This is a genomic window from Enterococcus sp. LJL99 (assembly GCF_054871725.1).
In genome coordinates this window covers 80,918-99,824 of record NZ_JBTXLT010000003.1, presented here as the reverse complement: position 1 = coordinate 99,824, position 18,907 = coordinate 80,918, and the positions used below count along the sequence as shown (strand labels likewise).

Genomic DNA, 18,907 nt, shown 5'->3' with positions numbered 1-18,907 from the left:
AATCAGTTGTAAAAATAAAATCAGCTAAAGGAGAACAGACATGATTACATTTCCAAAAGATTTTTTATGGGGAGCAGCAACTTCAGCTCCTCAAACAGAAGGCGCTGCTTTGGTAGATGGCAAGAGCCCCTCGACTTGGGATAAATGGTTTGAATTAGAACCTGGATTGTTTTTTGATGGGGTAGGTCCGACAGATACTTCCAATGTCTATTATAAGTACAAAGAAGAAGTCGAGTTAATGAAAAAGATGTCGATGAATTCCTATAGAACGTCTATTGCTTGGACTCGTTTACTTCCTGATGGTAAAACACTGAATCCTAAAGCGGTCGCTTTTTATAGAAATTATTTCCAAGAAATGAAAGAGCAGGGAGTAGAACCGATTGTTAATTTGTTTCATTTTGATATGCCGTGGTGGTTGATGGAAAAAGGCGGCTGGGAAACGAGAGAGTCAGTGGACTATTTTGCTTTTTATGCGAAAACCGCTTTTGAGCAATTTGGCGATATTGTTAAGCGTTGGGCGACTTTTAATGAGCCTCTAGTTCATATTGAATGTGGGTATCTTGGCGATGCTCATTATCCTAAGGTTCATGACTTTAAGCGAGCAATTCAAGTCGGTTATCATACCTTACTTGCTCACGCTTTAGCCGTTAAGGCATACAGAGAGGATCAAGCGAATGATGGTCTTGTCGGAACCATTCTCAATTTATCGCCAGTTTATCCGAAAAGTAATGAAGCTAATGACCAAAAAGCGAGCGAAATAGCAGACCTTATTTATATTAGAAGCTTCTTAGACCCAATCGTTTATGGAAAATTTCCAGAAGAACTTATTACCTTGTATCGAGAACATGGGTTATTACCTTCTAGTGAAGATGAGGATCGTCAAGTGTTTGAAACAAATACAGTGGATTTTGTCGGTTGCAATTACTATCAACCTTTGCGGGTTCAAGCGCCTAAAGAGCCGCGCTTTCCAGCAAAATCGCCAAGTGATTTTGCAAGTTATTATGATTGGCCTGAGAAAAAAATCAATCCACATCGCGGCTGGGAAATTTACCCTAAAGGATTATACGATATTGCGATGCGCTTAAAAAATGATTATCATAATATTTCATGGTATGTTTCAGAAAATGGGATGGGCGTTGCTGAAGAAGAACGGTTCATGGATACAGAGGGAATTATTCAAGATACTTATCGAATTGAATTTTTAGAGGATCATTTAGTGATGCTAAATCGTGCAATTCAAAAAGGGAGTAATTGTTTTGGCTATCATATGTGGACATTCTCCGATTGTTGGTCTTGGTTAAATGCGTATAAAAATAGATATGGTTTCTATCGAGTAGATCGTGAACATGATTATGCACGTTCAGATAAAGCAAGTAGTTATTGGTTTAAATCGGTGATTGAAAATGGAGGATTTGAAAATTCACAATGATGACAGCAATTAAAAGTATTCAAGTAACTGATGATTCTGAATTGAAAGTTGCCAAAGCATTAAAAAAAATCGCTGAAAAATTATTCGCCCAAGAAGTTGCGATTTGTTTTGAAGATGGTGATTTAGTATTACAGCGCGCTGATTTAGTCGAGGGATTGATTGTATTCGATAATCAAATAAAGGTTACTGCGGATACCCTTGCTAATTTGCTTGCTGTTGGGACACAAAGTATCATTCGTTTATATTTGAAAAAGTTACCTTTAGGAGAAACGTCTGTTATTTTTAAACAAGAGCAACGTATTTTAATGATTGATTTGGCTAGAAAGTATTTTTCCAAAGAAGTGATTTTTCAATTTATCGATAGTATGAGTTTAGCACAGTTTAATTATCTACAATTGCACTTCTCTGAAAATGAAGGATTTAGAATTGAATCCGAAATTGCGTCAGATAGTGTATCAAAAAATCACTTGACCAAAAATGAGATTAGAGAAATTATTCAGTATGCTGATTTAGCTGGAATCGAAATTATTCCTGATTTTGATACGCCGGGCCATGTTAAAAAACTAATAGAAAATCAGCCGGAATGGCAACTACAAAAGAAAAAATCAGATGGACAACTGGAAAGAGAAGCGACAGCTTTAAACATTTGCAATCCAGAAGCGGTCTTCTTTATTGAAAAACTTTATAAAGAATATGCAGAGTTATTTAAAAGCAGTCGTTATTTTCATATCGGTGGCGATGAATTTGTTGATTTTGATGAGATTGATGCGTATCCAGAATTAAAAGAAGCGGCTGTTAAATTATATGGAAAACAAGCAACAGCGATGGATTATTTTGTTCACTATATAAATCAAGTTGCAGATAAATTAAGTAGTTGGGGATTTGTTCCACGTGTTTGGAATGATGGTTTCTTTCGTTTAAATCGCCGGGAAATCGTCAAACTATCAAAAAAAGTAGAAATTACTTATTGGACAAAGTGGCATCAAAATATGGCAACTGTCAAAACTTTTGAAGAGCAAGGGTACCGTATAATCAATTTTAATGACAACTATTTCTACTATGTATTGGGGGAGAATGCCGGCTATACCTATCCAACTTATCAAAAAATACTATCTGAGTGGAAACCGACAATGTATTCTCAAGCACAAACAATCGATTCGCTCACCAATCAATATTCAGGTGTAGCTATAGCGATTTGGAGTGATCATCCCGACGCTCAAAGCGAAAGAGTTGTCTTGGATAATGTGGGGCCATTGCTATTAGCGGTCAGTCAAAAAGAATCAGCTGTTTTTATGACAGAAGAAGAGGCAGTTCAATTAATGCAAACGTATTATAAATAAAAAGATGATAGTAAAAAATCATATATGTGGTTGGGACAAATAGCCATGGTGGTTACCGCCCCACGGTTGTTTGTCTTAACCTCTATTTACTATAATTTTTTTCAGAAAATTAGTGAGGGACAAATAGTAAATGAGCAAATGTTTCTTTGCATCACTGGTTTTCTAGTTGTGATTAAAATGAGTGTCTATTTTTTTATTTTAACAAGACATTTCTTATAATGATTGACTTATAGATTTAAATGAAATTATAACGAACAGCTATTTTTAATGAGTAATAGTCAAAAAGTATATTGTAATCCTAATAATAGTGTTGTACACTAAATAGGTGAGACTGTTTTTACAATTTGTCGGACGATTCCGCTTTTTTATTTTAAATCATTTGAAAGCGCTGACAATTTATGTGATAGTCTCTGTTGGTTATTAATCTATTGAAAAGAAAAGAGGAGTATCAGTATGAGTAATGAAAATGCCGTTTTAGCACGTAACACGAAAAATGCCCCACAAAGTAACTTTGCTTCACAAACTGTCGCTTTTTCGCATTATAACAACCTTTCAGCCCAATTGCCGGTTGATCCAACTTCCGGTAAATTAGTAGCTGGTGGAGTAAAAGAGCAGGCAGAGCAATGTTTTAAAAACATTCAAGCCATTGTTGAAAGTATTGATCAAACAATGAGTGATGTAGTCAGAATCACCATTTTTGTCAAAGAAATCATGGATGTTGAAATTGTCGAAGACGTTTATACACGTTTTTTCACAGGGTACCTTCCAGCATTGACGGTGGTTGCAGTTGATGCTTTACCGCTGAATGCCCTAATACAAATTGAAGCACTTATTTCTAATGGTGTAGGAACGATTCCAAATGCACCTCAAGCGGGTGATTTAATAAAATTAACCAATGAAACCACGAATGCACCAATTAGCCGCTTCTCAACACAAACAGTTTCTTTTTCACATTACAATAATCTTTCAGCTCAATTACCGATTGATCCAGTTTCTGGTCGAATTGTAGCAAAATGTGTAAAAGGCCAAACGAGACAATGTTTGAAGAACATTAAGGCAATTTTAGAAAGTATCGATGTTCCTTTGGATGATATCGTTAAAATTAATATTTTCTTGAAAGATCTTTCAATGCTTGAAGCAGTTGATCAAGTCTATAAGAGCTTTTTCCCAGACTCCGCTATTGCACGAGCTGTCGCCTATGTTCCTGCTCGAACAGTAATTGCTGTTTCTGATTTGCCAATGGGTGCGTTAGTACAAGTCGAAGCCGTTGTGTCACACGGTGACGGAACGCCGCCACAAGCAATTGAAGATCGACATGGCTTGATTATTGAAGCGAATAATACCGATAAAGCGCCTAAATGCTCATTAGCGACACAAACCGTTGCGTTTTCTCATTACAATCACTTATCGGCTCAATTACCATTAGACCTTAAAACGGGGAACGTAGTTGAAGGCGGAATTGAGGCACAAACGAAACAATGTTTAGAATATATTCAATCGATTATTGAAAGTATTGACCACAAAATCGAAGATACAGTCAAAGTCAATATTTTCCTTAAAAATATCGCGGATATTGACGCAGTTGATGAAGTCTATGCAAAATTCTTCCCGCAAGGAACACCAGCTAGAAGAATCGTTGGAGTAGCAGCATTGCCTAAGGATGCACTTATTCAAATTGATGCGGTTGTATCGAATGCTGAAGGAACTCCACCGATTGTTTAAGTACAAATAATTAAGGTTTTCAACAAAAATAAACATTTGCTCTATTGTCTAATAAAAATAAATTGAAAAAAGCTAGGATGAAGAAAATAAACGCTTATTCTAGTTTTTTTTGTGTATAAGTTTATAAATAGCGAAATAAAAGTCATGTTAATATGAAATAAACTATTAAAATAGTATCAATAATTCTAAATTTTGCTATAATTGTGACGTAGTTATTTAATTTTATAGGGGGAATTATCGTTGAAAGCACTACTTGTTTTTGCACATCCAAGAAAAGAGAGCTTCACCCATGCTTTAGTAGAGACAGTTGTTACATCTTTAGAAAAGAAGGGGTATGAAGTAAATGTACGTGATCTTTATGGAATGAATTTTGATCCTGTTTTAAAAGGACCAGATATGATTCATGTGGAAGAAGGAAAATTTGTTCGGGAACATTGTGAATTTCCTAACGATGTAAAGATGGAACAAAAGTTGATTGAAGAAAGTGATTTATTGCTTTATATTTTTCCAGTTTGGTGGAATGGGATGCCAGCGATGATGAAAGGATACGTCGATCGTGTCTTCCAGCATGGTTTTGCCTATAGTTTTGAATCAGACGAACCAAAACGTCGTTTTAAAGGGAAAAAAGCGCTATTTTTCTGTCCAACAGGTCAACCTCAGGATGAAGGAGAAACTGTTTTGGATAAAGCCATTAAAACGACAACTTCTGAGTGGATGTTTAACAGTAATGGGACAGAAGTGATTGATCACGTTTTTTATGGCAGAGTCCCTTACTTATCTAGAGAAGAGTTGCAAGGGTATTTAGAAGATGCTGAAAACAGAATCGGAGCGTTGTAAAAGTGAGAAAAAGTGTCGTACGTTTCCAAATTTTACTGATTTTAGGCCTTATTTTGACTGGTTGTACCGAAAAAAATGAGACTAAAACAGATGAAACAAAGAATGAAACCAATCAAGTGATTAACTTAATGGAGAGTAATCAGATTACATCAATGGATAGCGCTTTGGCAAGTGATGGGGGAAGCTTTATTGCAGTTACACAAGTGCTAGAAGGGCTTTATAATCTTGACGAAAATGATCGTGTAATTCCTGGCGTAGCGACTGAATTACCAACAATCAAAGCGGATCAATTGGTATACGAAATTCCGTTGCGTGAGGATGCTTATTGGTCAAATGGGGACCAAGTAACAGCCAATGATTTTGTTTATGCTTGGCAAAAGGCAGTTGATCCTAATGTGGCGTCACCAGCAGGGTTTCTTTTAAGTGATGTGAAAAATGCGAATAAAATCATGTCAGGAGAATTGGATAAATCAAAGCTTGGGATTAAGGCAAAAGATGATTTTCTTTTGGAAGTCACCTTAGAGCAGCCAGTTCCTTATTTTACTTCAGTTTTGACATTTCCTACCTTATTTCCACAAAATCAAAAATACGTTGAACAACAAGGTGAAAAGTATGCAACAGACAGCGAGCATTTGATTTATAATGGACCATACAAACTTTCGGAGTGGGATGGTTCTGGTGATACTTGGCGTTATGAAAAAAATGATACGTATTGGAACAAAGAACAAAGCAATGTTCAAACGATAAATATTCAAGTATTAAAGGATACAAATGTGGCGGTTAACTTATATCAGACTGATAAATTAGATCGAGCGGTTTTATCAGGTGAATATGCAAGACAATTGAAAGATGACGAAGATTATACGACAAGTTTAGATTCTTGGGTGCATACGCTTGAATTGAATCAAAAAAAAGAGGGACAAGCAACAATCTTTTCTAATCCTGCTGCAAGAAAAGCAATCGGTCTAGCTATTGATCGAGAACATATTACTAAACAATTATTAGATAATGGCTCAGAAGCAATTTATGGATTGGTTCCCAAAGAGTTTGTTGGAAATCCTGTTTCAGGAAAAGATTTTCGTGAAGAGAATGGCAATATTCAAGAACAGAATTCAGAAATGGCTACTAAGTTATGGCAACAAGCACTAGAAGAAGCAGGTGTAGAGTCTGTTTCGATCGAGTTATGTGCGATGGATCAAGATGAAAATAAAGCAATCACTGAATATTTACAATCAGTATTACAAGAAACATTGCCAGGATTGACAATCGATATTAAATTGCTTCCTGAAAAGAATTTATTAGATCTTAAAAATAGTAAAAATTATGATTTGATTATGACGCGTCAAGGGCCTGATTATCAGGATCCAACGACTTTTTTGACTACTTATGAAAGCCAATCAGACCGAAATCCGTCAAATTATGTGAATGCAGCATATGATAAGATGCTTAAAAATGCGCAAGCAGAAGTGCAAAATGTAGAAAAACGCTGGAGTACATTGCTTCAAGCAGAGCAAGTGTTACTTGATGATTATGGTGTAATCCCATTGTATCAGTCAGCCAATTCCGCATTACTTAGGGACGATATCAGCGGGATGATTCATCATTTGTTTGGTCCGCCGAATTATTATGGCAAGCTTAAGCTAGATGAAAATAACTGATTATAAGACAACTATTTTGTTTGGACTATCTAAATATAAAAAGTGAGTGGATAGTTGTTTCACTGCTTTTGCTACCCGTAATCATTTTTAAGTCTATATAAGAAAAATAGATTTAAATAAGAATAATTCATTTCTTTTTCGTTCTATTGAGAAGAAATGGATTATTTTTTTAATGAAACTTTATTTTGTTTAAAGTTAAGGAAAAATCATCGAGCTATTTTTGATAAATAAAAAGGACATGATATAATTAATGCGGAAAGAAGGTTAGAAAAGTGAAGAAAATTCCGCCAATTATCCCGCCAATAGCCATTGTTTCTATCGGCTTAGCGTTAGGTGCAACGACTACTATTATAAATAATAGTCCTACGTATGGCTTAAAAAGAGACAGTACAACTACTTCCTCAGTTGAAAATACCAAAGAAGAGAAAAAACAAGAAAGTCGCACAGAAGAAACGAGTACGTCAGTTCCAACTAAAACAACAGATGATAAAATTGATCAAACAACGGATACAAGTACGATAAGTAGCTCAAATACTGATTCCAGTTCAACAACTAATAAGAGAAATAATGAAGCAGTTACTGAAACAACAACCTCGGCAGCTGATAATTTTGAACAAGAAAAAACAACTGAAACAACAAATAATATTGATAATGAAAAAAAATAGTGCAGTAAAGTAGGTGAATAAGAATGTTTACATTATTAGATGGATTGAATCGATTTTTAGGTTATTTTAATTTGAAAATAAAAGTGAAAAATCGACTTTATATTGTTTTAGGATGTATTACAACAGGTTACATTGGTTATTTAACGTGGAACTTTTTTGAATATAAGGCATATGGGAGAGGAATTACCTATTTACTAATTTTTCTTGTGCTACTGTATTTTCTAATTTTAAATATATTTTATTACTTTTTTGATAAAAATGTTAAGTGGGATATTACCCCATTTTTTGAAAAATTTGCGCAAGTTGATAGTACAAGTGAACCAGATAAAGACGAAAACCAAAAAAAGAGTGGTTTGTATGCGGATCAAATGGTAATCTATGATGAGACGCAGCAAAATTTGGATGACTATCAAACATTTGATACAACATTAATGTATTCAGAAACTAGCCAAAAAGAATTAAAACAATTGGTAGATTTTATGTTAAAGAATCATTTGGTAGAAAAAAATAAAAAATTGAACCAGAAAAAGATCGGTAGAAAAAAGAACCATCAAAAAAATTATGAAATCGGCGCAGGTATCGCAATTCCTTCATTTACTATTGAGATTGACCAAGAGAATTTATTTTTATCTGTTGGTTTAAATGCAACAGAAAGAGTACGTGTTGCCCAAGTCTCAAAAATCGGAGAACTTTCGGCGAGTAAAATGAAAGAAACCTATACGATTGTGGCAAAGACAGCTAAGATCATAGGTGGTAAATATGAACTGTTCAAAAATGGAGAAATCAAGCAAGGAAATGACCCATATCAGATTCAACTACAAGTTGCTTGTTTAGTAAAAATTGATGTGGCTGGATAGAAAAGAGTGGCTTCATAAGTTCTTTTCTAAGCGATCACGAGTAATTTAGTAGTAGTATTTCGATTGTGAAAGAAAGAGCGTGAAACTCATTTTTGCGCTCCTATATCCGATTAAACAGTTAAGGACGTATTGTTATGAAAAAGAGAGAATTTATTGTTCAAGATCTGTTGAGTAAGATCTACCAAAAAGAGTATTTGGATGACAAATTACCTAACCAAAGGGAATTAGCTAAACTGTATGATGTTTCACGGTATACGGTTCAAAAAGCAATTAAAAATTTAGAAGAAATTGGAATTGTTTATACTGTTCAAGGATCAGGGATTTTTATTTCAAAAAAATATGTCAATAATCCATTAGTTTATAATTCTTTAACGCAAACGCCCTATAATCGAATTGAGTCAAAAATGTTAGAACTAATAAAGAAATTGCCGACATTAGAGGAGCAAAAAATATTTAAAATGAAACCGGATGAAGAACTTTGGCAATTTGTTCGGATTAGAATCGTGAACTATAAAATTCAACAGATGGAGATTTCGAAGTTACCTGTTTCTATGTTTCCTGAGTTATCAAAAAAAGTAATAGAGCGTTCAATTCAAAAATATGTCGAAGAAAAGGGCTATCGGATCTCGCATTATATTACAGGCTATAAACCTATTTCGCTAGATAAAGAACAAGCAAAAACTCTTTTATGTAAAAAAGGATCTCCAGCGATGGAAATTTTGAATAGAGCTATTTTAGAGAGCGGGGAAGTATTTGAATATAGTAAAATTATCGCAATTGATTATTCTGTGACGTATATTAGACCTTTTGATCGGGAAAACCATCAATCACGAGTTGATTAAATAAGCAGGAGTGCAAATAGTCAATGAAACCTTGGGGTGATGGGGAAAACGTACTATTGCTACTAATTAGTCTCGCATTATTAGCTATGGTTGGTGGGAATGGAAAGAATCAGAAAAAAAACTAAGCGCGAAATCGAAAAAAGTTTTCGCGCTTAGTTTTTTTGTGCGATTTTTAAATAAGATGAAATAAATTATTAAAGTGTTTCATTTTTTTTAGCTCTTTCGCTTAAGGGGTAATAATTGAACCATCTGGAATTCGACTTTGTGTCCATTCGTGAGGACGATAAACAACTGGGTAGTTCTCTAAAAGTACTTCGTCTAGCGTAACCCCAATTCCTGCTTGCTCGATTGGATAGAAGAAGCCATTTTTAGGTTCAGGAATATGACCAAAAACTTGGGCTGTATTTTTAGGAATCGAAATATTTTCTTGGATAGCAGCATTATGCAAATGAATATTTAAGTGCGTATTCACAGCTAATCCTACAGGGCTTATATCAGATGGCGTATGCCAAGCAATTCGTACACCCATGGCTTCACAAAAATGAGCTAATTTTAATGCAGGTGTAATTCCTCCAATCTGTGAAACATGTGCACGTAGAAAGTCTATCTGACGTTGGCGAATAAGTTCTTTCCACTCCATGGGATTGTTAAATAATTCTCCTGTTGCAATTGGGGTAGCTGATTGTGCCCTTAATTGGCTAAGCCATTCGTTTTGATCTGGTGGTAAAAGATCTTCTAAAAAAAACAAATTGTATGGTTCAGCTGCTTTACTAAACTGAATGGCTTGGTTAGGATGGAGCCGTTCATGAACATCATGTAACATCTGAAATTTAGTACCATATTTATTTTTTATATGCTTAAACATTTGAATGGTTGTTTCCATGTATTCTGTTTGATCAAAATAAGAACCAGGTAGAGGGTGTTCGGGTGTTTGTAAGTTTTTTGGCGTTCCTCCATAGAATCCTAATTGGCAACGGATATAGCGATAACCTTCTAGTAAAAATTTATCGATTTCGCCATCAAGCTCCTCCAATGTTTCAGCAACAGCATGTGTATAGGCTGGAATAGCTGTTCTCGACTTTCCACCAAGAAGTTGATAAAGTGGCATATCTGCAAGTTTTCCTTTGATATCCCATAACGCCATATCAATACCAGCGATAGCATTATTTGTTATAGGTCCGTTTCGCCAATACGAATTTACATTCATTACGTGCCAAATATCCTCAATTTGGTTTGCATCACGTCCAATTAATAATGGTTTTAGATATTCATCTACAACCAGTTTTACAGCTAATGGTCGAAACTGAAAAGTCGCACAGCCAAGACCAGATATACCTTTATCCGTCTCTACCTTGATGACTACTAGATTATGACGATCTGGTTTGATTGCGTAACTGATAATATTTGTTATACGTGTCGGTTTCAATTTAAGTCCTCCTATGCAATGTCAAAACGTTGTTCTCTAGTCTATTGAATCACGTTTAAACAGTGGGTGTCAATTTGGTATGAAAAATCATTGATTACCAATCTAAAAACCAGTCCAATTATTATCATTTCGAATCTAAATCCTTTATATATCAGTGTTTTTTGTTTGTTTATTAAAAAAAGGATTGGTTTGACTAAAAGCAAAACCATGATAAACTAAAACTGAAAACGGAAACAATCGAAGTGTTTAATGCGATAGATAATTAGGAGGCGTTTAGATGAAACACGAAGAAATTGTGCTACAGATAATCGAAAGTGTTGGAGGAAAAGAGAATATAAATAATGTTTGGCATTGTATGACTAGGCTTCGATTTGATTTAAAAGATGAAGGAAAGGTAAACTATGAGTCATTAAACAAAATTTCAAAGATTGTTGGAACAAAGTATCAAAGCAATCAATTGCAAATAGTTATTGGAACGGATGTCGAAGAATATTTTATTCCTTTAGAAAAAAAATTGGGATTAAGTGGGATGGAACAGTCCTCACAACCGACAGAAAAGAAAAGTATCATCTCGTTGTTTATGGATACGGTCTCGGGAGTTTTTGGCCCAATAGTTCCTGCAATTGCTGGAGCTGGGATGATAAAAGGTTTAATGGCAGGGCTCGTTGCACTGAACGTTATTTCAAATACAACAGATACGTATTTGATTATTGATATGATTGCCAGTGGTGTATTCACATTCTTACCGTTTTTTGTTGCAGCTTCTGCAGCAAGAATATTTAAGACGAATCAGTATTTAGCAATTGCGATTGCTGCAACATTGCAGTTTCCAACGATGACAAACGCAGTCGCAGCTGGAGAAATTTCTGCATTTAAGTTATTTGGTACAATTCCTGTACCAGTCTTTAATTATGCAGGAACAGTTATTCCTATTATATTTGCAATATTAGCATTAAGTTATATTTATAGATGTGTTGATCAAGTATTACCTCAAGTACTGAGAACTGTTTTTACACCAACGATTTCTTTATTTATTGCTGGATTAGTAACGTTGACGATTATTGGGCCAATCAGTATTCATTTAGGCAATCTTTTAGCTTCAGGAGTAAAAGGGTTGTTTACTATTTCGCCAGTTTTAGCTGGAATTATTGTTGGTGCGATACGTCCAATCGCTATTTTTACCGGCTTACATCATGCCATGACTCCAATTGCTTTACAAAATTTTGCTGATCAAGGCTATGATATGTTGATGCCAATGATGTTTATGGCAAATATGGCTATAACAGGTGCAACTGCTGCAATCTATACCAAAGTAAAATCGAAAGAAGAAAAATCACTTGTCTTATCTTCAGCAGTTTCAGGTTTGTTAGGTATTACAGAACCAGCCTTATTTGGAATTTTATCGAAATATAAAAAAGCGTTTATTGCTGCTACAGTAGGTAGTTCAGTTGCCTCAGCTTTTATTAGTTTTTTTGGAGTAAGAATATACGGCTATATTCTATCTAGCATTTTTAGTTTACCAGCATATATAGGACAATATTTTGTTTTTGCTGTACTAGGTATCATAATTGCACTAGTAACATCATTTGTTTTAGCATATCTATTAGTTCCTAATCAGGAAGACGAAGAGGCAGAATTTGTTAATGAGGTGAATCTTCATTCTATTTCAACTGGTAGTTATTTACCGTTAGAAGATCTGCCAGATGAAGTCTTTTCAACTAAAATGATGGGAGAGGGTTTTGCAATAGACGCCATCAATGGAGAAGTTTTTTCTCCAGTTGAAGGCGAGGTAGTAACTGTTTTTCCTTCAAAACATGCAATTGGATTGCGAACACATAACGGAGTAGAAATTTTGGTTCATATGGGAATTGATACAGTTGACTTGAACGGAGAAGGGTTTCAAGTCTTTGTAAAAAAAGGAGATACGGTTTCGATAACAACAAAAATTGCCACAATGGATTTAGAATATATAAGAAGTCAACAGAAACATACTCCGATTATTGTCTTAGTGACAACGATGGATCGCGTAGCAAAAATTTCACCTATCGGAACTATAGAAGGTACGCATAATGCAGGTGATTTGATTGAGCGAATTGAATTATTCTAAAAAAGAGCATTAAAATAAATTATAAAAAGCTTCATATGTTAATTTAAGGATTAATCTACAATCAAAATTTGAAGAACTAATGGTAAGAGGATGAGATAGACTAAAGGGACCCCAAAAAGTTATAGATGGAACATGTAATTTTTTGGGACTACCTCAGAAGTTGAGTGCCAATAAATAAGCGACAAGTCATGAAGATAATAAAAAACGAAGGGCTTCCTTCCGATGCTACATGATTCGTGCTAGGCCTTCTTCCAATTTGTGATAATCGAGTAGTTGGACGACCTATCACTTCTTATACTGTTTACACGAAATGACGATTAGGAAATTGTCGAGATTCTGATTGATTTATATCGTCCATTGATTTTAGCAGATAAAACAATTTTGTGTTTTTCCTTTTGTCTCACCCTCGTTAGTTTTAGAAATCTTTTTTGAATGAGTTTCGGTACAAGAAATGAGTTGAGTTTGATTATACAACGTACCTACTCAAGTCTTTTCCGCCACCGTTTTTTCTTTCACCTCTTTTTGAACAATAGCCAATAGCCAATTGGCTATTGTTTTGTATACCTCTTCTTTAGTATCCTCAAATAAAATCTCATGACGAAGCGTATCAAATAGAACCAATGAAACATCTTGAACGCCACTTTTCAAAAGCTCCTTTTTTACAAATAAAGGCCCTTTTCCATAATCACCTACAGGATCATCTTTTCCGCTTACTATTAATACAGGTAATGATTTATTTAGTTGATCAGACCAATTTTTTGAAGTGGCTTTTGAAATTAGCTGAAATAAAGTATTGAAGCCGTTATTAGTAAAGATAAATCCCGTGTTAGGATCATTTTCGTAATTTTTAACATTTAGCTGATTTTTACTTAACCAGTTAAAAGAACTATTTTCGGGAAAATGTTTACTATAACTTGAAAAAGCCATTTTATCGATTGATTTATTTGTTTTTGTTGGGGCAATATGGTTAAGAAATTTGGTGACAGTGGTGATTTGATTTATAAATTGTGGACGTTGACCGGTTCCCATAAAAATTGCCCCAACAAAATTATTCTTAAACTTTTGTAAGTAAGCTCTCACTGAAAAAGAACCCATACTATGACCTAAAATAAAATGAGGCAAGTTTGGATAATGTTCCTCTACCAAGTGATTTACTTTATCAATATCCTCTAATATATAGTGAGTAGAATTCCCTTTAGACATAAATCCTTGTATGGCTGTATCAGCAGATAATGAGTCGCCATGACCTAGATGATCATGACCAACTATGATAAACCCTAGTTGATTAAGATAGTGGGCAAAATCAGCGTATCTGGCTATGTATTCTGCCATTCCATGAACAATTTGAACGGTTGCAATAGGTTGAGAAACGCGATCCCAGTAAATAGCATGAGATTTGGTTGTTCCGTCAGACGAGATGAATGTTTGATGGTTCATGTTGTAATCCTCCTTTATAAAAATTAGACAAAAAAATTTGGTTTGTCAGTCTGAATTATATGAATATTAAGTGAGATTTAAGTATTTTTCGCATAAAGCTTTTCTATTGTTGTGTATATTTTTGGATAAACCTCAATTACTTGATCTACAGTGATTTTAGCTAAGGATACTCTTAAAGAGTTATCGAAATTTTGTGTAATAAAAAAATTTTGGCGATTACTAACGGTAAAAATCTGTTGTAAATTTAGCGCATGAATCAATGTATCTACAGGAACTTTAGGATTAAGTTGAATACTTGCATAATAGCCGTCATAGCCAGTATAAATTGCCAAATTAGGATCCCAAGAAGCAGTAATTTTTTTAGTGAAACGAATTTTTCTTTTTAAATCTTGATTGATCATCTGCTTACTTTTTTCAAAAAATTTATTATGGATGAGTACACCCAACATAGATTGTGAAATTAATGGAGGGGTATAGTAGTGAATTCGCATAATATCATCGACTGTTTGCTGATAAGCAGATTGAAGTTCTGGTGGCATAATAGTAAAGCCAATTCTCAAGTAAGGTAATATTTTAGTTAACGATCCTAGATAAATACAATGCTCACCAGAAGATAAATAGTAAAGAGGTGTATATTTTGGTATATCGTAAGCATCTAAAAAATAATCATCTTCCGCAATATATACATCGTATTTTTGAGCTAGTTCAACTATTTTTTTTCGTTGATTCATGGGCAAAGTTGTACCCAGCGGATTATGATTTCGAGGAACTAAATAGAAAAATTTGATTTGATTATGCTTGAAAATTTCTTCTAGTTCAACTAAATCAAAACCATCTTTTGTCCGACTAATGGTACAAACAGATTGATTGGACTGAGCTTTAAAAAGCTCAATGATAAATTTATAGGTAGGCTCTTCTATTAAAATTGTTTCTCGATTATTCGGAAAAGTCATTTTACAAAGAACGTTAATGGTTTGTTGAATGCCCATTGTTAAAAATAAGTTTTTCTCTTTTGTATAAATGCTTGAATCACTTAGAGCTAAAGTCAATTCTCTAATGACAGAGGATACGCCGTTTGCACCTACATCTAAAGATTCTAACTGATATTTATCCAAAGCAAGAGAAAGGCTTTGTTTGGCGTAAGGGAGATGAAAGCTCCCCATTGTTGGATTACCTGATTCTAAATGGTATCCGTCTGCCTTGATTTGAACTTCAGGTGTGAAAGAGGAATAATATCCGCTTTTATTTTTGACATAGACTAGTTGTTGATCAATTAAATGACGATAAGCGCGAATAACCGTTCCACGGCTACAATGATAGTTCTGCGCTAATTTATTTATAGACGGTAATTTATCACCCGTTTGATAGTATCCGGAACTTATATCTTGAACAAGATCCTTACTTATTTTCAGATATTTATCCATTTTAACCGCTCCTTTTCCTCTAGTTACTATATCAGGATACGCAAAACTGTGCTAGCATAGTGCCTAGTTAATTGCATTGAAAACGATTTATTTATGGAATAGTATAGGAATCAGATAACAGGTAAAAAAATAAACACTGATCTAGTAGAAAAGTGTAACTACATTTAGGAGGAAAAAAGATGAATAAATTATCTAATTTGATCGAGAAATACTTATTACCAGTTGCGATGAAAATAGGCAATGAAAAACATCTACTTGCTGTACGTGATGCATTTATTACAATGTTACCAATTACTATGGCAGGTTCGATCGCAGTATTGTTAAATGCATTTGTTCGTGATATTCCCAATCAATATTTAGGGGAAGGAAATTCTATTACTACTTTTTTTACACCACTTATTTCTATTAATGGCCTTATTTGGACAGGTTCTTTAGCAATTATGGCACTAGTATTTTCTGGTTCACTAGGATATCAACTGGCGAAAGCCTACGAAGTAAATGCAATCGGGGGAATGTTTGTTTCCTTATCGGCATTTGTTATGGGAATTCCCCAAACAGCAAATACGACATTAGAACTGGGAAGTAAATTAACTGGTTCTGCAGCAAAAATGATTACGGATGCAGGCGGTACAGTAACTACTACTGAAGGAATTTCGACAATTGGAACAAGCGGTTGGGGATTCTTTTCATTTAACCAATACTTTGGCGGAACTGGTTTGTTTACAGCCATGATATTTGGTTTTATATCAGTATTAATCTATGCGTTTTTATTAAAACGAAATATCATTATCAAACTTCCAGATTCAGTTCCACCAGCTGTTTCTAAAGCGTTTGCTGGCATCATTCCAGGTATGGCTGCTTTGTATGTATGTGGTCTTATCTATTATCTATTTGAAAAACTAACAGCGCAAAGTATGATTGATTGGATTACGAATACGATTCAAGCACCACTGATCAATATGTCTCAAGGTTATACGGCAGTAATTGTTGTTACATTGTTAGTTCATGTTTTATGGGTATTTGGCCTTCATGGAACCAACATCATGGGTGCGGTTTTACAATCTTTGTATGGAACAGCAATGGTAGCGAATACGAATGCATTCCAACAAGGCGGAGATATTCCTTATAAATGGTCAGCAGCATCATTTGACGTGTTTGTATGGCCTGGCGGTGCAGGTGTGACATTAGCGCTGATTATAGCTTTACTACTATTTTCAAGACGTGCGGACCAGCGGACTGTAGCAAAATTAGGTTTGGCCCCAGGGTTATTCAATATTAACGAACCTATTATGTTTGGATTACCAGTAGTATTGAATCCAATCTATATGATCCCATTTATTTTGGCCCCATTAATTACAGCGACCATTTCTTATGTTGCAACTACTGTAGGTTTAGTCGATCCTGTTGTGGTCACTGTTCCATGGGTAATGCCGCCAATTTTAAGTGGCTTCTTAGCAACTGCTGGTGACTGGCGTTCGATCATTCTTTCAGTGATAAATATTGTTATCTCAATTTTTGTATGGGCACCGTTTGTTATTTCTGCGAATAAATTAGAAAAAAATAATCTAGAAAATTAATTTGGTGATACGATGAATTATAAACAGGAAATCAATGTACCAGTAAGTTATTTTTATCAACAATTGATTGATTCGGCTCGTCAAGATGTAGAAAAATATAGCAAAAATAAGAAAAACATAGAAAATTTAGAAGGAATTTCCTATGTAAAAAATCAAGGAACAAATAAAGAGTTTGCAGTTGAAATTCAAACAACTAAAAAAAATGAGTGTTACAAATTTGTTTGTAAGTCAATAAATCGGACCTTTACAAGTGAATATCTTATAAAAGCTACATCTGATAATTCTTGTTTTGTAAGTTATTCTGAGGTCATTGATTCTAAAGGAAGTTTTCTCAAGTTAAATGATGCGATACTTGAAAAATTTGTAAGTAAAAGTAAGAAGAAACGAATCGCAGCTGTTTTTTCAACGATCGAAACGAATTATCAGTTAAATTTATGAAAGTAAAAAAGAAGGTGTATTATGAAAAGAGAAATTGGTATTTCTGTTTATCCAGATACGAGTGATCCAAAAGAGGATCGAATTTATATTCAAAAAGCAGCGGAACTAGGCTATACTAGAATGTTTATGAGTATGTTAGAAGTGAATGAAGAGAAGGAAGTAATCAAAGAAAAATTTAAAAGCTTGATTCATTTTAGTCGAGAATTAGGTTTTGAAGTGATTTTAGATGTCGCACCCAATATTTTTGAGGAGTTAGAAATATCATATGATGATCTATCTTTCTTTGCAGAAATGGAAGCGAATGGCGTTCGTCTTGATGTTGGTTTTGATGGATTTAAGGAATCACTGATGACATATAACGAACATGAGTTGATTATTGAGCTGAATATGAGTAATAATGTTGCGTACTTAGATAATATTCTAAGCTATCAAGCAAATCGTTCTGCATTGTATGGTTGTCATAATTTTTATCCACAAAAGAATACAGCATTACCTTATGATTTCTTTATTGAATGTAGTCAACGTTTTAAAAATCAGGGAATTAAAACAGCTGCTTTTGTCACTTGTTCAGGTGGAAAACAAGGACCCTGGGATGTGAACGACGGATTGCCGACATTAGAAGAACATCGTCAAATGCCGTTAACAACACAAGTGAAGCATTTATTTGCGACAGACCTTATTGATGTCGTAATTATTGGTAATGGGTATGCTTCCGATGAAGAATTGGTGGCAATGGCAAATGTGAATCGTTATCAAGTCGAATTTTCCTTTGAATATAGTGCAATAAAAACGGACTTAGAAAGAAAAATTATTGAGGAAGAACAACATCATCGTCGTGGAGATATTACATCAGAAGTGATTCGATCAACGCAAGTTCGAGTGAAATATCAAAACAATGAAAATCCACCTAAAATGAATAAGCAGCGTTTTGAAGTAGGGGATATTGTAATAGGAAATGATAAATTCGGTAAATATAAAAACGAATTACAAATTGTTTTAAAACCACATGAAGATGAACGGAAAAATTTGATTGGGAAAATTATTCCAGAGGAAAAAATGTTATTAGATTTTATTTATCCATGGAGTAAATTTCGTTTGAAAGACAAAAATAGAGAAGATAGTTAATTTCAAGAAGTAAGCGACCAATC

Annotated in this window: 15 protein-coding genes; 12 read left to right on the top strand and 3 right to left on the bottom strand. The window is 34.4% G+C overall.

Features of this window, described 5'->3' with window-relative positions:
• Window positions 1–40 precede the first annotated feature (40 nt).
• The 8 genes from ACYSNW_RS05770 to ACYSNW_RS05735 all read left to right on the top strand — a co-directional run bounded on the left by ACYSNW_RS05770 (window position 41) and on the right by ACYSNW_RS05735 (window position 9,350).
• On the top strand, window positions 41–1,429 hold the full coding sequence (locus ACYSNW_RS05770; RefSeq protein WP_461743524.1) for a glycoside hydrolase family 1 protein: 1,389 nt from the start codon (window positions 41–43) through the stop codon (window positions 1,427–1,429).
• Window positions 1,426–2,769: a family 20 glycosylhydrolase gene (locus ACYSNW_RS05765; RefSeq protein ID WP_461743523.1), complete on the top strand. Its 1,344-nt coding sequence runs from the start codon at window positions 1,426–1,428 to the stop codon at window positions 2,767–2,769. The genes ACYSNW_RS05770 and ACYSNW_RS05765 overlap by 4 nt, the downstream gene beginning before the upstream one ends.
• A 453-nt stretch (window positions 2,770–3,222) precedes the next feature.
• A complete protein-coding gene (locus ACYSNW_RS05760) occupies window positions 3,223–4,491 on the top strand; it encodes a RidA family protein (protein WP_461743522.1) in 1,269 nt (422 codons plus the stop codon).
• A gap of 240 nt (window positions 4,492–4,731) precedes the next feature.
• Window positions 4,732–5,328, top strand: coding sequence for an NAD(P)H-dependent oxidoreductase (locus ACYSNW_RS05755; protein WP_461743521.1), 597 nt, complete (start codon window positions 4,732–4,734; stop codon window positions 5,326–5,328).
• 2 nt (window positions 5,329–5,330) lie between these two features.
• Window positions 5,331–6,986, top strand: a complete 1,656-nt coding sequence (locus ACYSNW_RS05750) for a peptide ABC transporter substrate-binding protein (RefSeq protein WP_461743520.1) — start codon at window positions 5,331–5,333, stop codon at window positions 6,984–6,986.
• A 272-nt stretch (window positions 6,987–7,258) separates the two neighbouring features.
• Window positions 7,259–7,651, top strand: coding sequence for a hypothetical protein (locus tag ACYSNW_RS05745; protein ID WP_461743519.1), 393 nt, complete (start codon window positions 7,259–7,261; stop codon window positions 7,649–7,651).
• 23 nt (window positions 7,652–7,674) lie between these two features.
• The gene (locus tag ACYSNW_RS05740) at window positions 7,675–8,508 is read left to right on the top strand and encodes a DUF6681 family protein (protein ID WP_461743518.1); all 834 of its coding nucleotides are present in this window, start codon (window positions 7,675–7,677) and stop codon (window positions 8,506–8,508) included.
• 134 nt (window positions 8,509–8,642) lie between these two features.
• Window positions 8,643–9,350: a GntR family transcriptional regulator gene (locus ACYSNW_RS05735; protein ID WP_461743517.1), complete on the top strand. Its 708-nt coding sequence runs from the start codon at window positions 8,643–8,645 to the stop codon at window positions 9,348–9,350.
• A 226-nt stretch (window positions 9,351–9,576) separates the two neighbouring features.
• On the opposite strand, the gene ACYSNW_RS05730 is transcribed toward ACYSNW_RS05735, so the two are convergent.
• Window positions 9,577–10,776, bottom strand: a complete 1,200-nt coding sequence (locus ACYSNW_RS05730) for an enolase C-terminal domain-like protein (protein WP_461743516.1) — start codon at window positions 10,774–10,776, stop codon at window positions 9,577–9,579.
• A gap of 277 nt (window positions 10,777–11,053) precedes the next feature.
• Between ACYSNW_RS05730 and ACYSNW_RS05725 the strand changes: the two genes are divergently transcribed.
• Window positions 11,054–12,883, top strand: coding sequence for a glucose PTS transporter subunit IIA (locus ACYSNW_RS05725; RefSeq protein WP_461743515.1), 1,830 nt, complete (start codon window positions 11,054–11,056; stop codon window positions 12,881–12,883).
• A 483-nt stretch (window positions 12,884–13,366) separates the two neighbouring features.
• On the opposite strand, the gene ACYSNW_RS05720 is transcribed toward ACYSNW_RS05725, so the two are convergent.
• Both ACYSNW_RS05720 and ACYSNW_RS05715 read right to left on the bottom strand, forming a co-directional pair.
• Window positions 13,367–14,320, bottom strand: a complete 954-nt coding sequence (locus ACYSNW_RS05720; protein WP_461743514.1) for an alpha/beta fold hydrolase — start codon at window positions 14,318–14,320, stop codon at window positions 13,367–13,369.
• A 77-nt stretch (window positions 14,321–14,397) separates the two neighbouring features.
• Window positions 14,398–15,744, bottom strand: a complete 1,347-nt coding sequence (locus tag ACYSNW_RS05715; protein ID WP_461743513.1) for an aminotransferase-like domain-containing protein — start codon at window positions 15,742–15,744, stop codon at window positions 14,398–14,400.
• A gap of 179 nt (window positions 15,745–15,923) precedes the next feature.
• Between ACYSNW_RS05715 and ACYSNW_RS05710 the strand changes: the two genes are divergently transcribed.
• The 3 genes from ACYSNW_RS05710 to ACYSNW_RS05700 are packed head-to-tail and all read left to right on the top strand — an operon-like array spanning window position 15,924 to window position 18,884.
• The gene (locus ACYSNW_RS05710; protein WP_461743512.1) at window positions 15,924–17,321 is read left to right on the top strand and encodes a PTS sugar transporter subunit IIC; all 1,398 of its coding nucleotides are present in this window, start codon (window positions 15,924–15,926) and stop codon (window positions 17,319–17,321) included.
• A 12-nt stretch (window positions 17,322–17,333) separates the two neighbouring features.
• Window positions 17,334–17,759, top strand: coding sequence for a DUF3284 domain-containing protein (locus ACYSNW_RS05705; protein ID WP_461743511.1), 426 nt, complete (start codon window positions 17,334–17,336; stop codon window positions 17,757–17,759).
• A gap of 21 nt (window positions 17,760–17,780) precedes the next feature.
• On the top strand, window positions 17,781–18,884 hold the full coding sequence (locus tag ACYSNW_RS05700; protein WP_461743510.1) for a DUF871 domain-containing protein: 1,104 nt from the start codon (window positions 17,781–17,783) through the stop codon (window positions 18,882–18,884).
• Window positions 18,885–18,907: the final 23 nt, after the last annotated feature.

Bases quoted from the DNA above. Each gene is read 5' to 3' on its own strand.
- ACYSNW_RS05735 (WP_461743517.1), top strand. From the start codon at position 8,643: ATGAAAAAGAGAGAATTTATTGTTCAAGATCTGTTGAGTAAGATCTAC.
- ACYSNW_RS05770 (WP_461743524.1), top strand. From the start codon at position 41: ATGATTACATTTCCAAAAGATTTTTTATGGGGAGCAGCAACTTCAGCT.
- ACYSNW_RS05710 (WP_461743512.1), top strand. From the start codon at position 15,924: ATGAATAAATTATCTAATTTGATCGAGAAATACTTATTACCAGTTGCG.
- ACYSNW_RS05765 (WP_461743523.1), top strand. From the start codon at position 1,426: ATGATGACAGCAATTAAAAGTATTCAAGTAACTGATGATTCTGAATTG.
- ACYSNW_RS05720 (WP_461743514.1), bottom strand. From the start codon at position 14,320: ATGAACCATCAAACATTCATCTCGTCTGACGGAACAACCAAATCTCAT.
- ACYSNW_RS05700 (WP_461743510.1), top strand. From the start codon at position 17,781: ATGAAAAGAGAAATTGGTATTTCTGTTTATCCAGATACGAGTGATCCA.
- ACYSNW_RS05705 (WP_461743511.1), top strand. From the start codon at position 17,334: ATGAATTATAAACAGGAAATCAATGTACCAGTAAGTTATTTTTATCAA.
- ACYSNW_RS05760 (WP_461743522.1), top strand. From the start codon at position 3,223: ATGAGTAATGAAAATGCCGTTTTAGCACGTAACACGAAAAATGCCCCA.
- ACYSNW_RS05740 (WP_461743518.1), top strand. From the start codon at position 7,675: ATGTTTACATTATTAGATGGATTGAATCGATTTTTAGGTTATTTTAAT.
- ACYSNW_RS05725 (WP_461743515.1), top strand. From the start codon at position 11,054: ATGAAACACGAAGAAATTGTGCTACAGATAATCGAAAGTGTTGGAGGA.
- ACYSNW_RS05715 (WP_461743513.1), bottom strand. From the start codon at position 15,744: ATGGATAAATATCTGAAAATAAGTAAGGATCTTGTTCAAGATATAAGT.